4 protein-coding genes are annotated in these 17,281 nt (G+C 64.7%); all 4 read left to right on the top strand.

Going from position 1 to position 17,281, the window contains the following annotated elements; translation table 11 throughout:
- Positions 1 to 75: 75 nt before the first annotated feature.
- The 4 genes from gspE to HX824_RS22100 all read left to right on the top strand — a co-directional run bounded on the left by gspE (position 76) and on the right by HX824_RS22100 (position 17,117).
- Positions 76 to 1,494, top strand: a complete 1,419-nt coding sequence (gene gspE / locus HX824_RS22115; protein ID WP_087694715.1) for a type II secretion system ATPase GspE — start codon at positions 76 to 78, stop codon at positions 1,492 to 1,494.
- Positions 1,494 to 2,705 carry a type II secretion system inner membrane protein GspF gene (gene gspF / locus HX824_RS22110; RefSeq protein WP_177055063.1) on the top strand — a complete coding sequence of 404 codons (1,212 nt, stop codon included), beginning with the start codon at positions 1,494 to 1,496 and terminating at the stop codon, positions 2,703 to 2,705. Before gspE ends, gspF begins: the two co-directional genes overlap by 1 nt.
- Positions 2,706 to 3,188: 483 nt before the next feature.
- Positions 3,189 to 4,352, top strand: coding sequence for a substrate-binding domain-containing protein (locus tag HX824_RS22105; RefSeq protein WP_003210472.1), 1,164 nt, complete (start codon positions 3,189 to 3,191; stop codon positions 4,350 to 4,352).
- A 201-nt stretch (positions 4,353 to 4,553) separates the two neighbouring features.
- Complete coding sequence (locus tag HX824_RS22100; RefSeq protein WP_177055062.1) at positions 4,554 to 17,117, top strand: filamentous hemagglutinin family protein; 12,564 nt, start codon at positions 4,554 to 4,556, stop codon at positions 17,115 to 17,117.
- Positions 17,118 to 17,281: the final 164 nt, after the last annotated feature.

Below are 17,281 nucleotides of genomic sequence, written 5' to 3'. Positions count from 1 at the left end.
CGCTGTAAGAGCGGAACCAATCGAAGCCGTAACCGAAGGAATGGATATGTACTCAACCAAACGAAGCCCAAAAGCATGAGCCTCCTGCCTTACGCCTGGGCCAAATCCCAACGTATCCTCCTTCACCCGGGAACCCAGGGCCCGACGTTGACCATCTGCCCCTCGACCCCCGGCTGGTCCATCAGCGAAGTCCACCGCCAGTTCGGCCAAACCCACCTCATCCAGGTGCGCGACGACGAACTCGACGGCCTCCTGGCCACTGCCTACGCCGACACCGGCAGCGCCGCCGCCGTCGTGGGCGCCGCCGAAAACGAAGTCGACCTAGACCGCCTCATGCAAGACATCCCCGAAATCACCGACCTGCTCGACACCCAGGACGGCGCCCCGGTGATCCGCATGATCAACGCCTTGCTCACCCAGGCCGCCCGCGACGAAGCCAGCGACATCCACATCGAACCCTACGAAACCCACTCCGTGGTGCGCTACCGCGTCGACGGCACCCTGCGTGACGTGGTGTCCCCGCGCAAGGCCCTGCACGGCGCCCTGGTCTCACGCATCAAGATCATGGCCCAACTCGATATCGCCGAAAAACGCCTGCCCCAGGACGGCCGCATCGCCCTGCGCGTGGCCGGTCGCCCCATCGATATCCGCGTCTCCACCGTGCCCACCGGCCATGGCGAGCGCGTAGTGATGCGCCTGCTGGACAAACAAGCCGGCCGCCTGCAACTGGAAACCCTCGGCATGGACCCCGCCGTCCTGGCCAAACTCGACACCCTGATCCGCCAACCCCACGGCATCGTGCTGGTCACCGGCCCCACCGGCAGCGGCAAGACCACCAGCCTCTACGCCGCCCTGGCCCGGCTGGATGCGAGCACCAGCAATATCCTGACCGTCGAAGACCCGGTGGAATACGACCTGCCGGGCATCAGCCAGATCCAGGTCAACGCCAAGATCGACATGACCTTCGCCCTGGCCCTGCGGGCAATCCTGCGCCAGGATCCGGACATCATCATGATCGGCGAAATCCGCGACCTGGAGACCGCACAAATTGCCGTCCAGGCCTCGCTCACGGGCCACCTGGTGCTCGCCACCCTGCACACCAACGACGCCGTCTCGGCGGTCAACCGCTTGATCGACATGGGCGTCGAACCGTTCCTGCTGGCCTCGTCACTGCTCGGCGTATTGGCCCAGCGCCTGGTGCGTCGGCTGTGCCCGCACTGCAAGCAGGAAGACCCGGCCGCGCCCGGCACCTGGCGGCCTGTCGGGTGCGCGCAGTGCAACCAGATCGGTTACAGCGGGCGTACCGGTATCCATGAATTGTTCTGCATCGACGACGAGCTGCGCGGGCTGATCCACCAGGGCGCCGGCGAGCAGGCCTTGAAAGCCGCCGCACGCCGGGCCGGCATGTTCAGCATGCGTGAGGATGGCGATCGCTGGGTACGCAGCGGCGCCACCGCCCCCGAAGAAATCCTGCGCGTAACACGGGACGCCTGATGAACCGATACCGCTACGAAGCCGCCGACGCCAGCGGCAAGCTGGAGTCCGGGCACCTTGAGGCAGACAGCCAGAGCGGCGCGTTTGCCCACCTGCGCAGCCGCGGCCTGACGGCCTTGCGGGTGCAGGTCGAGAACAACAACGAGCGTGCCGGGGGTGGCAGCCGGTTCAGCGCCAAGCTCTCGGACAACGACCTGGCCTGGGCCACGCGCCAGCTGGCGAGCCTGCTCGGTGCGAGCTTGCCACTGGAGGCCGCGTTGAGCGCCACGGTGGAGCAAGCCGAGAAAAAACACATTGCCCAGACCTTGAGCGCGGTGCGCGCCGATGTGCGCAGCGGCATGCGCCTGGCCGATGCGTTGGCCGCGCGGCCCCGGGACTTTCCGTCGATCTATCGGGCGCTGATCGCGGCGGGGGAGGAGTCCGGCGACCTGGCCCAGGTCATGGAGCGCCTCGCCGACTACATCGAGGAGCGCAACAACCTGCGGGGCAAGATCCTCACGGCGTTTATCTACCCGGGCGTGGTGGGGCTGGTGTCCATCGGCATTGTGATTTTCCTGCTCAGCTACGTGGTGCCGCAGGTGGTCAGTGCGTTTTCCCAGGCTCGCCAGGACCTGCCGGGGCTGACGTTGGCGATGCTCAATGCGAGTGACTTCATCCGCGCCTGGGGCTGGCTGTGTTTTGCCGGGATCGTGGGTGGTTTCTGGAGCTGGCGCCTGTACCTGCGCAACCCCGTGGCACGGTTGAGCTGGCACAGCCGGGTGTTGCGCCTGCCGTTGATCGGGCGTTTTGTACTGGGCCTCAACACCGCGCGGTTTGCCTCGACCCTGGCGATTCTCGGCGGGGCGGGCGTGCCGTTGTTGCGCGCCCTGGAAGCGGCGCGCCAGACCTTGTCCAACGACCGCCTGAGCCAGTGTGTCAGCGACGCGACGGCCAAGGTGCGCGAGGGCGTCAACCTGGCTCCTGCGCTGGCGGTGGAAAAGGTCTTTCCGCCCGTGCTGATCCACCTGATCGCCAGCGGCGAAAAAACCGGCTCGCTGCCGCCGATGCTCGAACGCGCGGCGCAAACCCTGTCGCGGGATATCGAGCGTCGGGCGATGGGCATGACGGCGTTGCTTGAACCCTTGATGATCGTGGTGATGGGCGCCGTTGTGCTGGTCATCGTCATGGCCGTGCTGCTGCCGATCATCGAAATCAATCAACTGGTGACCTGACTGCTGACGAAACACGATCAAAAATGTGGGAGCGGGCTTGCTCGCGAAAGCGGTGTGTCAATCAACACATGTCGCGCCTGATCCACCGCTTTCGCGAGCAAGCCCGCTCCCACATTTGAATCGCGTTTCTTCAAGACTATTTTCGCGCGCCCGACACGCGGGTCCCAACCTCGGGTTCCTCATTCTGTCATCTGCCCAACCCCACCACACGGCCCGTAACGCCTCCAGCCCGGTCCTCGAAATCCGCGCTGAAACCTCGCTGTCACCTCACCCCCAAACCGCTCAAAAGTGTGACCAAAACACCCGAGAATCTTTTTAAAAATCAAGCCGTTCCTCCCGAGGTTTTTTCCTTTAGCTGTCATCGGATGCTGCGAAATTTCATACCCATGGCCTCACCCCTGGGTACCCCCCGGAACACAGCCCGGGACCGAAGCCATAGCGTCATCTACCCCAACGTACAAACACGACGAAAGGAGCTTCTTCATGTTTAAGCGCAACGTTCTCGCGGTATCCATGACCCTCGCTGCACTGTGCTCGGCCCAGGCTGCCATGGCAGACATCAACGGCGGCGGCGCCACCCTGCCACAACCGCTGTACCAGACCTCCGGCGTATTGACCGCCGGTTTCGCCCCGTACATCGGCGTGGGCAGCGGCAAGGGCAAACTGGCGTTCCTGAACAACGACTACAGCCAGTTCGGCACCGGCACCAAGAACGTTCACTGGGCGGGCAGCGACTCGAAGCTGACCTCGACTGAACTGTCCACCTACGCCTCCACCAAACAAGCGACCTGGGGCAAGCTGATTCAAGTGCCTTCGGTCGCCACTTCGGTTGCCATTCCATTCAACAAGGCCGGTACCAACGCAGTTGACCTGAGCGTTGATCAACTGTGCGGCGTGTTCTCGGGCCGCATCACCACCTGGAACCAACTCCCGGCTACCGGTCGCACCGGTAATATCGTGGTGGTTTACCGTAACGAAGCCAGTGGCACCACCGAGCTGTTCACCCGTTTCCTGGCGGCCAAGTGCGTCAATGAGTCCAAGAAATTTGTGGTCACCACCAACTTCGCGGACAGCTTCGGCGTGCCACCAGGCGCCGTGCCTGCCGTGACCAGCCAAGGCGTGATGACCGCGCTGAACGCCGGTGATGGTCGCATCACCTACATGAGCCCGGACTATGCCGCGCCTACCTTGGCTGGCCTGGATGACGCCACCAAAGTGGCCAAGGTCGCCGGTGTTTCTCCAGCCCCTGATAACGTTTCCGCCGCCATCGCTGCTGTGCCCGTACCGGCTGCTGCCAACGTCGCCAACCAGAACGCCTGGGTACCGGTGTTTGCTGCCGCCGCCGATGCCAACGACCCAAGCGTCGTGCCTTACCCAAGCAGCGGTTATCCGATCCTGGGCTTCACCAACCTGATCTTCAGCCAGTGCTACGCCGACGCCACCCAGACCTCGCAAGTGCGTGCGTTCTTCACCCGTCACTTCGGTGCCAGCGCCTTGAACAGCAACGACAACGCGATCAAGGCCAACCGCTTCGTGCCACTGCCAGCTGCCTGGAAAGCCGCGATCACCAGCAACTTCGTTACCGCAACCAGCGCGCTGAGCATCGGCAAGTCTGATGTCTGCAACGCCATCGGTCGTCCGCTGTAACCCACGCTTTTACCGATCGGCAACACCCGATCAGCAACGGCCTGTGCCGTTGCTGATTTTTGCGTTTGCGGCTCGGCTATCAGCCTTACATGAACTTTCCATGACAGAAGTTCAGTCCCGCCCCTCGCCAACCGCCTAACTCCCATACGTGACGCACTTCGCCAGTTCCCCATGGGCAATAACAAAGAAGGAAGCTTCCTGATGGTCCGCTGCAAACCACCGGTCAACCTGAATGCCCAAGGCCCTGGCGGCCAGACGATCCTGCGCCTCAAACCCCTGGCCCAGGCGATTGCCTTGTTCATGGTGGCAGGCAGCGCCCACGCGGCGACAGCGTTCAGCTCCGGCTGGTTTGCCGACAAGGGTGCCTCCCAGGCGGCGACAGCGGCCCGCCTCAACGGGGCGCAGGTGCCGGGGATTCCGTCGTTGAATCAGCAGGCGCGGGCGAACCAGCAGTTGTCACGTTCCATCAGCACGCTCAACAACAGTGTCGCGGCGATTGCGGCCCAGCAGGCCGCCCAGGCCGCTGGCCGGCAAGCGGCGCTCGGCCAGGTCTCAACGATTCCCGACGGCCTCGGCAAGGGCGGCTTGCAGGTGGACAACAGCCTGACCCAGGGCTGGACCAACGCCAAGGGCCCGACCCAGAGCCAGTCCGGTGGCAAGACCACGGTGACCATCGAGCAGACCGCCGACAAGGCGATCCTCAACTGGGAAACCTTCAACGTCGGACGCAACACCACGGTCGATTTCCAGCAGCAATCGAATTGGGCCGTGCTCAACCGTGTCAACGACCCCAACGCGCGCCCCAGCGAAATCCAGGGCCAGATCAACGCCCCTGGCACAGTGATGATCATGAACCGCAACGGGGTGATCTTCAGCGGCAGCAGCCAGGTCAATGTGCGCAACCTGGTGGCGGCCGCCGCCACCATCACCGATGACCAATTCACCCAACGCGGGATCTATGTGGATGCCAACGGCACCCAGCCGACTTTCACCGACGCGGCGGGCAAGGTCGAGGTGCAGCGCGGCGCGTTGATCCAGACTCACAACCCGGCCACCTCTACCGACGCCGGTGGCTATGCCTTGCTGCTCGGCTCGGAGGTCGAGAACGCCGGCAGCATCATCACCGCCAGGGGCCAGGCCACCCTGGCCGCCGGCGACAGTTTTTATATCCGCAAGGGCGTCGGCACCACCGGCAACGACCGCTCCACCACCCGTGGCAATGAAGTGGCCACCAGCCTCAAGGCCGGCAGCACGTCGGGCAAGGTCAGCAACAGCGGCCTGATCATGGCGTCGACCGGCGACATCACCCTCACCGGGCACCAGGTGCAGCAGAACGGCGTGGCCCTGGCCAGCACCTCGGTGGATACCCGCGGCACGATTCACTTGCTCAACGCCGCCAGCGATGCCACCGGCAGCGTGACCCTAAGCGAGGGCAGCACCACGGCGATCCTGCTGGACGCCAGCGGCAGCACCGCCCTCAACAGCCAGAAGGACAACGGCCTGATCAAGCTCGACGGCTTGCCTGCCAACCTGATCACCGGCCAGTTCAACAACCTCAGCGCGGTGGCCGACCGCACTGACCAGTCGCGGATCGAGATCGTCAGCGGCGGCACTGTGGATTTGCGCAAAGGCTCGATCACCCTGGCCACCGGCGGCCAGGTGGCGGTCAGTGCCGGCCAGCGCAGCCTGGTGCGTGACGGCGCGATGATCGACGTGTCCGGCGCGATTGGCGTCAAGGTGGCGATGGAAGCCAACAACATCAAGATCAACGTGCAGGGCAACGAACAGCGCGACGCGCCCGCCAACCGTGACGGCGGGCAATTGATCAACAATGACGTGTGGGTCGACCTGCGGGACCTGGTGTTCGTCCCGGCCGGCACCAACGGCTATGCGACGGACCGCTGGTACACCGCCGGCGGGCTGCTGGAAGTCGGCGGTTACCTGGGCACCCAGGGCCACTCGGTAGGCGAGTGGATGGCCCAGGGCGGCACTGTGACGTTCACCGGCAAGGACGTGGTGACCCAGCAGGGGGCCCAGGTCAATCTGTCGGGCGGCACCGTCGATGTGCAGGCCGGCTACATCCGCCAGACCTGGCTCAAGGGGCCTGACGGCCAGCTCTATGAGCTGTCGAAAGCCCCCGGGGACATTCTCTACGCGGGGATCTACAAGGGCTTTGAAGACACCAGCGTCCGCTGGGGCCGCAGCGATTTCTACTACAACCCGCTGGTGGCCCAGCAAAGCCGCTACGAGGCGGGCTACACCGTGGGCCGCGACGCCGGCAAGCTGGTGGTGGGCACCACCAACGCGGTGCTGGAAGGCCAGTTGATCAGCGATGTATTCCAGGGCGATCGCCAGACCCAGGCACCGAATATCAACCTTGATGGTTATCAGCAGTCACAGCAGGCCATGGCCCAGCGGGCGCAGTTGATCATTGGCCAGTACACGCCGGTGTACAACAAGGCCACCGGCACCTTGCGCTACGCCTTGACCCCGACCATCGACCAGGTGCTGATCGAGAGCAGCACGCAAAAAATCGCCGACGGCCTGGACCTGGCCACTGCGCTGCCGACCGAACGCCAGGGCAAACTGGTGCTCGACAGTGACCAGCTCAATGGCTACCGGTTGGGCGCGATCAAGGTCGGCGCAAAGCAGCAGATTGACGTCAATGGCGCACTCAAGGTGGCTGACGGCGGCGACATCACCCTGTTCGGCCCCGTGGTTTCAGTCAATGCCAACCTCACGGCCCACGGCGGCAGCATCAACGCGGGCAACCTGCTGAACCAGGTCGACCTCAATCGCTCCAATGTCGTTGGCGATGTGATTCTGCCGGGCATCGGCCGGCTCGATGTGGCCGCCGGAGTCAAGCTGGACAGTTCCGGGCGCTGGAATAATCTGGCGCTGGACCCTTCGGCCACTGACGGGGTGGCGTATATCAACGGTGGCAAGGTGTCGTTGCGCAACTCCGGCGACGTGAAGCTCGCGGCGGGCAGCCTGGTGGAAACGTCGTCCGGGGCAACCATCGGCCTGGATGGCAAAGTCCGGGGCGGCAAGGGCGGCGACGTGACCGTGGGCGCACTGGGGGCTTTGGGCCTGGGCGCCGAGATTCGCGGCTATGGCGTCAGCGCAGGCGGCACCCTGACCTTGCAGGCCAACAAGGTGCAGATCGGCCAGAGCCCGCAGGCGCCGGATGCCAAGACCTTGCAGTTGGCCGGGGATTTTTTCAACAAGGGTTTTTCGGCCTATGACATCACCGGCAACGAAGGACTGCTGGTCGCCGATGGTACTCAGGTGGATGTGAACGTGCCGGCCTACCGGCTCTCGGAGCAGGCCGCCACGACGCCGGGCGGCGGCGCTGCGGCCAGCGTGATGGAGCGCTGGACCCCGCCGCTTTACCAGGAAGACGCGAGCAAGGGCGTACTCGGCCAACGCCGTGGCGCCAGCCTGACCCTTTCCGCCGGCCACCTGGAGTCGCCTGCCGAGCAACTGCCGACAACCGCGCTGGTGGTCGGCAAGGGCGCGGTGATCAGCGTCGACCCGGGCCAGTCGATCAACCTGCGCAGCATCGGCCAACTGACGGTCGACGGCACGCTCAATGCCTGGGGTGGCAGCGTCAACCTGAACGGCCTGACCACGCGTGCGTTCGAGCCGGCCAACGCGGTTGGCCACGGCCGCTCCATCTGGCTGGGTGAAAACGCACTGATCGATGTCGCCGCCCGGGCCGCGACTGCCGTGGACAATCGCGGGAGCCAATACGGTTTGGTCCGTGACGGCGGCAAGATCAGTATCGGTGGCGAGATCAACCTGAGCACCGGCACGGTCACTGCCAGCGACCTGTTTGTGGTGGTACGCGAGGGCGCCCGGCTGGACGCGTCGGGCACGCAAGCGGTGTTGGATGTTCCGGGGCAGGGCGCAACCCGGGTGGCCAGCAATGGCGGCAGCATCAGCCTGGCGTCCAACAATGGCTTGTACCTCGACGGCAGTCTGGTAGCCCGGGCCGGCGGTGCCGGCGCAGCGGGCGGCAGCCTGAACGTAGCGCTGGACAGCCCGTATTACACCAAGAGCAGTGTCACGGATCGCGTGCTGAAGGTGCGTGAACTGGTGCTCGGCCAGACCCATCAGGCCCACCCGCTCGCCGGCACCGCCGCCGACGCGGCCGACAGCCTGGAATACGGCCACGCTCGCCTGGGCGTCGACCAGGTCAGTGCGGGCGGCTTCGACAACCTGGCATTGATGAGCAACGGCCTGTTGAGTTTCGACGGCGATGTGTCCTTGAACATGGGCCAGAGCCTGCGCCTGTACAGCGGTGCCTTCAACCTCAGTGAGGGCGCGGCAGCCAATGCCCGGGTGAATCTGTCGGCACCGTCTCTGCTGCTGTCCGGCATGGATTCGCCGGCCCGGGAGTTCTACGTGAACCCGGTGTCGGTGTTGCCGTTACCCTCGCTGCGCGCCACCGAGGCGCAGTTCAATGCCAGCGGCAGCTTGATCGATGTGCGCGGCAGCGTGTTGTTTGGCAGCAAGGGCAAACTGCGCCAGGCCGACGACAGCCTGGTCGGCCTTGAGCGTCGCGGCTTTGATCAGGTCAACCTGACCAGCCAGGGCGATCTGCGCTTCCTGGCGGGTGCGAACCCGGACGGCGTGGCCTTGAGGGTCAGCACCCAGTTATTGACCCAGGGCGATATGACCTTGCGGGCCGCGCAGTTGTATCCGGCCACGGAGGTCGGTGCGCGGGTCATTGCCGGCTACCTGAGCGAATTCAATAGCCTCAACATCACGTTCGACCCGCTGCGCACCCTGACCATTGGCCGTACCGGCAACACGGATGCCGCGGTGCCTTACTCGGCATTCGGGCGCCTGCAACTGGGCGCCGCGACGGTGCGGCAGGGCGGTGTGGTGCGGGCGCCCCTGGGGTTGATCGATATCGGCAGCATGGGCAGCAGCCAGGTGCATTTGCTGCCGGGCAGCGTGACCTCGGTGAGCGGCAGGGGCCTGGTGCTGCCGTATGGCGGCACCCTGGACGGGCAGGTCTATAAGTACAACGGCAAGACCGTGACGTTTGTCGGCCAGGGCGGGCTGGTCAACCAGGACGCGGAACTCAGCGTCGGGGTGATTCTCGGCGGCCAGTCGGTGCAGGTGCAGCCTGAGGCTACCCTGGACCTGTCGGGCGGCGGCGAATTGCTGGGGGCCGGTTTCGTTTCCGGGCGCGGAGGCTCTACGGATGCGCGCTACAGCCCACTGGTGCAGTTTGGTGCCAATGGCGGTTTTGTGTTGCCGGGCCTGGGCACCAACCCGATTTACGCCATCGTGCCCGGGGTGCAGCCTGGCTCGGCGCCGGTGGCACCGGAGAAGGGCGCAGTCGATCCGTTGGTGGGCCAGCAGGTCACCATCGGCGCCGGAGTGCCGGGGCTGCCGGCGGGCACTTATACCCTGATGCCGTCCACCTACGCCTTGATGCCCGGCGCTTTCCGCGTCGAGATCAACGGCCTGGCCGGGCTCGGCAGTGATGCCGCCACCCAGCGCATGCGCAATGGCTCCTGGTCCACCGCCGGGCGCTTGTCCATCGCCAACACCGGGATCGGCAGCAGCGTTGCCAGCCAGTTGATTCTGACCTCGGCCGATACCTTGCGTCGCTATTCCCAATACAACGAAACCAGCTACGCCCAGTTCGCCATGGCCGACGCCGCGAAACAGGGTGTGCCACGCCCGATGCTCGCTGTCGACGCCAAGACCCTGAAACTGGCCTTGCGGCCGGGGGGCGGCGCTGATGCGTTTTCGTTCCAGGGCATAGGCCGTTTTGAGGCCGCGGCGGGTGGCTATGGCGGCGCGGTGGCGGTGATTGATCCAGGCAAACTGGGTATTGAAGTCGTCGCGGCGGGCAGTTCCGCAACCAGCGGTTTTTCCGGCATTACCTTCAACGATGAGAGCCTCAACGCCTTGGGAGCCTCGCGTTTGATGGTGGGGGGGATGACGGCAGTTACGTATGGCCAGTCCGGGAATTACATCGTCCTGGCGGGCGGTACGAGTCGGGCCAACAGCACCGTCACGCTTCGGGAAGGTGTGACGCTCGCAGCGCCGGAAGTCTTTTTGTTGAGTGACACCAACGCGATCGTCCTGGAGCAGGGCGCATCCATCAACACCATCGGCCGTGGCAAAGCCAGCTACGACGCTCGTGACGGTTTTATCTACAAAGTCACCAATATGCTGGCGGCGTCCAACGGCTTGCTCAATGTCATTGCATTCAATACGACGGTGCCGAGCGGCGGGATCAGCATCGGTGTGTGTGACACGGGCCTGTGCAGCGGGCAAACCGGGCTGTACTCCGAAGGCAGCATCGTGGCGTTGACCAACAATACCTTCCAGTTGGGCGACCAGGTGCGCTACGGCACCCGTCACCTCAACCTGGGGGTCAACACCATTAACCTCGGCAGCGCCCAAACCCTGGCCGCGGCCGCTGCGGCCAATCAGTTGCCGGCTGGCCTGACACTCACCCAGGCGCTTCTTGATCGCCTGCTCAAAGGTGATTCACAGTTCGGTGCGCCGGCGCTGGAAACCCTGCAGCTCTCGGCGCGGGACAGTTTCAACTTCTACGGCAGTACCTCCCTGGACACCTATGACCCACTGACGGGTAAGTCGCGGCTGAGCAACCTGATGCTCTCCACTCCGGCGATCTACGGTGCCGGTGCCGCTGGCGACGTGGCCAACATTCATACCGCCAACCTGATCTGGCAGGGCGCGACCACCCCACCGGGCTCGGTGATCGCCGGCGGGGCGGGTACTGGCAGCGGGCGCCTGGATATCAACGCCGAGCGTATTGAGTTCGGCTACGGCGCCTTTGCCCAGACCAACACCGTGAGCAGTTTCGATCGCCTGGCTTTGGGCTTTGCCAGCGTGAACCTCAATGCCAGCGAGCGCATTACCGCCAACCACAAGGGCAGCCTCTCGGTGTATCAGAGCCAGGGCGCCTATGACCCGGTGAAGGGCTTCCAGTACAGCGGCGGCGACCTGAATATCCTCACCCCACTGATGACCGGCGAAGCCGGTTCGGTGAACCGCATCACCGCAGGAGGGGCGATTGATATTGCAGCGTCCGCGGGGGCGCGTGGCAAGGCCGACGGCCAGGGCGCCGAACTGTCCCTGCAAGGCGACAGCATTCGCCTGGCCACGGCGGTAGTGCTGCCCAGCGGCAAAGTCAGCCTGGGCGCCCGGGGTGATGTGGTGCTGACGGATGCGGCGTTGATCGACGTGGCCGGTGGCGCCACTGTGTTCAACGATGTGACCCAGTACGGCGCGGGCGGCACGGTGCTGCTGGACAGCCGCAGCGGCAACATACTGCAGGCTGCCGGCTCGACCATCGACCTCTCGGCCAAAAACAACCAGGCCGGCAAACTGCGGGCGGTTGCGGTGGACGCGGCGGGCGGTATCGTCGACCTGCAAGGCACGATCCTCGCCGGCAGCAGTGGCTATTACGATGCGGGCGGGACCACGATGCCTTATGAGGCCGGTACCGTGGAAATCCAGGCCCAGCGCCTGGGCAGCAGCGGTTCACTGGACCAGCAGTTCGCCGACCTCAACCAGCGCCTGAATCAAGGCCAGGTGTTCGGCACACGCAGCTTCCAACTCAAGCAGGGCGACTTGACCATCGGCAATGGCCTCAAGGCCGGCACCGTCAACGTCTCCGTGGACAACGGCAGCCTGCGGGTCACCGGCCTGGTGGACGCCAGTGGCGAGCGCGTCGGCAGCATCAACCTGGCCGGCAAGCACGGCCTGACGCTGGACGGCGGCGCGGTACTCGACGCCCATGGCAGCAAGCTGCGGGTGGACAGCTACGGCAAGATCATCGACTCGCCCAACCGGGCCATGGTGGTGCTCGGCTCCGGCACCGGTCAACTGACCCTGGCCGATGGCGCACGCATCGACCTGCGCCACGGCACCGAGGCGGTCCAGGGCAATGACGGGCGCAACCGCGGCACCCTGGAACTGAATGCACCACGGCTGATCAACGTCGATGGCACCAGCAACGACATCAACATCGATGCCCATGGCCGCCTGACGATCCAGGGCGCGCGCTCGATCACCCTCAACGGCATGATCAGTTACGACGATGCGCCACTGGTCACCGATCCGACGGCCAGCGGGCGGCCTTACCAACAGATCGACCAGGCCTACCTGGATGGCAAGCATGTGCTGAGCACGGCCTTTATCAACGGTGCATTGCTCAACCAGAACCTGCTGCAAAACAAGCTCGCCGGGCTTAACAATGCAACCTACGCCGATGCCTTCCACCTGCGCCCGGGCGTGGAAATCGTCAGCAAGACCGCGGACGGTGACCTGGTGGTGCAGGGCGATCTGGACCTGTCCGGCTACCGTTACGCCAGCCTCAACCCCAACAGCCAGAAAACCTCGGTGTATGGCTCCGGTGAGTCGGGCAGCCTGACCCTGCGCGCCGGTGGCGACCTGAATATTTACGGCAGCATCAACGACGGTTTTGCGCCGCCACCGCAGACCGTCGATGACAAGGGCTGGGTGTTGTTGCCGGGCATCGACTTTACCGGCGGCACGATCATCGTGCCGGGTAACGGCATCACCCTGGCGGACGGCACGACCTTCCCGGCGGGCACCGTGCTCAACTACGACCTGCCGATCAAGGCCGTGGGCGTGGCCGCCGGTACGCGCTTGCCGACCCGGGCGACGCTGAACCAGGACCTGACGCTGCCTGCCGGTACGGTATTGGCCGCAGCGGTGTTCGACAGCGCGGGCAATGTGCTGTTTGCCGCAGGCACGTTATTGAGCCAGGCACACACCCTGGCGGCCGGCTCACAGCTGGACGCCGGCAGCCTGCTGACCCAGGACACCCGGCTCGGGGCGCTGACCTGGCCCAAAGGGGTGCCGTTGCCGACGAACTACGAGGCGCTTAACCCGACGCAAAACTACGTGACCCTCAATGGCGACATACCGCTGCCGCGCGGCGCGTTGATTCCTTCCGGCACCAACGTCAAGTTGCCGGGCGGGGCTGAGTCGGTGGCGTTGCGCCCGGAAGTGGCGGGGCGCCAGGGCAAGCTGTGGGCCCTCTCGCCGATGCTGGCCGAAGGTTCGCAATCCTGGTCGCTGCGGTTGGTTGCAGGTGCTGACACCGAGGCGGCCGACAGCCGCATCCTGCAAGCCCATCCGCGCAGCGGCGACCTGCGTTTGGCTGACAGCCACTACGGCATGTTTGCCAAGGAGATGCCCGCCAAGGGCAAGTTGACCTGGACCGCCTTCGCGGTGGAGGACTTTGCGGCCAATGGGGTGGTGGTCAAGGAAGGCGACCCGATCGACCAAAAGATCCTCGATGATTTCGGCCTGGGTTCGATTGATGATTTCTGTGGGGGCAATCCGGCGTACTGCGCCGTGAAAGTTGGCTATGTCTGGACCGAATTCGGCGCCAAGGACCTGGCGGACAACGGGATTATCGTCACCGTCGGAACGCCGATCGAGCAAAGCATCCTGGACCAGTTCGGTATCCCGTCCATCGATGAGTTCTGTGCAAGCTCGCCCGCCTACTGCCAGGCCCAAAGCGGCAAAGAGTATGCGGCGACCCCCTCCAGCAGCCGTTTCAGTGTGATTCGCACCGGTACGGGCGACCTCGAACTGCTCAGCGCCGGCGACTTGAGCATGGACTCCCTGTACGGGGTCTACACCGCCGGTACATCGTCCACTGCAACCGGTGCCAGTGACCCCTACAGCCAGCCCAAGGCGCTGAACAGCGCGAAGACGGTGCTGAACGATACCAACAGTTATTTTGAACAGTTCGTCAACGGCTCATCTGACAGCCTGTACCGTGCCTGGTACCCGGAGGCAGGGGGGAATTTGAGCGTGAACGTGGGGGGCAACCTGACGGGGAATATCCTGGGAGGCGTCTTCAACCCAAGTCGGCCCAACCCCCTGGATAACGGCATCGACTCCGCCGATGTGGCCAACTGGCTGTGGCGCCAGGGCAGCGGCACGGTGAACACCGGCGGGCAGGCGCAGCCGACGGCCTGGTGGATCAATTTCGGGAGCTATACCGCCAACGCCTCCAAGGCTGATGCGTTCGTCGGGTTTACCGGTTTCGGCACCCTCGGCGGCGGTGACGTGGATGTACAGGTAGGCGGGGATGCCGGTGTGCTTCGGCGCATGGACGGCAACCCAATGTCGGCCTCTGCCAACCCGCGCAGCCAGGGGCTGGTGCTGGCGGTCGGCAGTACCGGGCGGGTTGCCGGTGATGGCAGCCTGCAGTTGACGGGCGGTGGTGATCTGCGGGTGCGTATCGGTGGCGCCCTGAACCCTGGCAGCGTGGTTGATGTAAACGATCAGAACGGCCAGTTGGTGAATATCCGGGGCAATGTCCAACTGCAAAGTGCGACCACGGGCCGGATCGACCTGACCTACGGCAGCAACAGCTCTGAGCAGAGCCCGGGCGAAACCCGCGCATTCGATCCGTTCCAGGCGACCCGTGGTCGGGCAGTGGGGGGTATCACCCTGGTGCCGGGGGATGCCACATTCAACCTGACGACATTGGGTGACCTGGTGCTGCAGCAAGTGATTGACCCGGGCCGTGTCGTCCTGCTGAACAACTCATCGTTTACCCGTGGCGGGACGAGTGGGACCGGCGAAAGTTGGTTCTCGTTGTGGACCGGTCACACGGCAATCGACCTGTTTTCAGCGGGGGGCAACTTGACGCCATCTGTCTCCGCCGCAGCGTCCGACCTGGCAACCGTCTACCCATCGATCGTTCGAGCGACGGCGGCTGGCGGCAGTATTTATTACGGTAACGCCGTCCTGGGGTACCAAGCCGATACGAGTCCGATAAATGCCTTGGTGCTCGCCCCCGGTGCCAGCAGCCAGTTGCAATTCCTGGCCCATGACTCGATTTATGCGGGCGGTATGTTTGTCACGCCTTCCGGGGCCGACCCCAGCATCATGGCCACACCTTGGCGGCCGGCGTTCGTCGGGACCATTGATGGTCAGGTGGTTGCCGATGGCAACAATCTGTCGGAGAACGGTAGCTCGTCGGGTTCCATTCCGCGTCCTTTGTTTGCCTTTGGCTCCGCCACGGCGTCGGCAGCCGCTTACGCGCCAACGGAACCGGCGCGGTTCTATGCCTTGACCGGCGATCTGGTGGGGGTCAGCAGCGGCCGGACCCTGACGTTCAATTCTTCCCCCACGTTTTTGCATTCGGGGCAGACCTGGTACGAGGGCAACGGGCCGGTTTGGATGATGGCGGGGCGAGACATTGTCAGCAGTGGCAGCCGTTTTAATACGGCCCCCGGTGCGGTCAGCGAGCAGTCGACCGGCAACCTGTTCATCCACAACAACCCCACTGACATCTCCATCGTCTCCGCCGGGCGCGACATTCTGTACAGCAACTTCCAGGTTGCCGGTCCTGGCCTGCTGGAAGTGACGGCGGGCGGCAATATCCTGATGTCCGGGCGTGACCCGGCGAAGGGCGGCGAAGTCAGCATCACCAGCCTGGGCCCGGTGGTCGCGGGCGACAACCGCCCTGGCGCAGGCATCGTCATGCAAGCTGGCGTCGGCCCCAACGGCCCGGATTACCGGCGCTTTGTCGAGGCCTACCTGGACCCGGCCAACCTCGTCCAGCCAGGCGAAGCCCTGTCGATCCAGGGCGGCAAGGTCGCCAAGACCTATGAGAACGAACTGGTCACCTGGCTCGCCGAGCGCTTCGGTTTCGTCGGCACCCGCGAGCAGGCCCGCGCGGTTTACGCCGCACTGCCCGCTGAACAGCAACGGGTGTTCGCCCGTGATGTGTACTTCGCCGAACTCAAGGCCGCCGGCCGTGAGTACAACGCGGTGGGCGGTGTGCGCCAGGGCAGCTATGTACGGGGGCGTGCAGCGATTGCCGCGCTGTTCCCGGACAAGGACGTGGCCGGCAACCCGATCACCTACAAGGGCGATATCACGTTGTTCGGCGGCTCCGGTGTACACACCAATTTCGGTGGCTCGATCCAGATGCTCACCCCGGGCGGTGGGCAGACCTTCGGCATCGAAGGCGCGGCACCGCCGTCCACCGCCGGTGTGATCACCCAGGGCGCCGGCGATATCCAGCTGTATTCCATGGGCAGCATCCTGCTGGGCCAGAGCCGCATCATGACCACCTTCGGCGGCTCGATCATGGGCTGGTCCGGCGAGGGCGACATCAACGCCGGTCGCGGATCCAAGACCACCGTGGTGTACACGCCGCCCAAGCGTGTCTACGACAACTGGGGCAACGTGACCCTGTCGCCGGCGGTGCCGAGCACTGGGGCGGGGATTGCCACCTTGAACCCGATTCCCGAAGTGCCGGCCGGAGACATCGACCTGATCGCCCCGCTGGGCACCATCGATGCGGGTGAAGCGGGGATTCGGGTCTCGGGCAACATCAACATTGCCGCGTTGCGCGTCGTTAATGCCGCCAACATCCAGACCCAGGGCAAGTCGTCCGGGGTGCCGGTGTCGGCGGCGGTAAACACCGGGGCCATGACCTCGGCGAGCGCAGCCGGTGCGGCGGCGTCCCAGGCGGCGGAAGATGCCGCGCGCAGCCAGCAGGCGGCGGCCAAACAGGGCCGGGCGTCGATTGTCACGGTGGAAGTGTTGAGCTTTGGCAGCGAGCCAGTTGAGCGCAAGCCGGAGGACGGGCAGAAGACCTCGGGCTACAACCCCAACAGCCCGGTGCAGGTGCTCGGCGCCGGACCGTTGAGTGACCAGGCGCGGGCGCGGTTGACGGATGAGGAGCGCCAGCAGATCAGCTTGTAGTTTTAGAAAAGGACCTCTCGTTGTATTTGGGGCGATCATTGATCGCCCCTTTTTTTCGTCTTGGGGCCCCGGCTTTTCCCGGTGGATGGTAGCGCGGTCGAGCCGGTAGTCACTGAAGCCGGGATGAGTGATATCTCGGCCACCAAGTGCGAGCTCTATCACCC

The sequence above is a fragment of the Pseudomonas sp. D4002 genome, assembly GCF_013385665.1.
Classification (GTDB): domain Bacteria; phylum Pseudomonadota; class Gammaproteobacteria; order Pseudomonadales; family Pseudomonadaceae; genus Aquipseudomonas.
The sequence above is the reverse complement of the archived record's forward strand: the minus strand, read 5'-3'. Positions and strand labels throughout refer to the sequence as shown.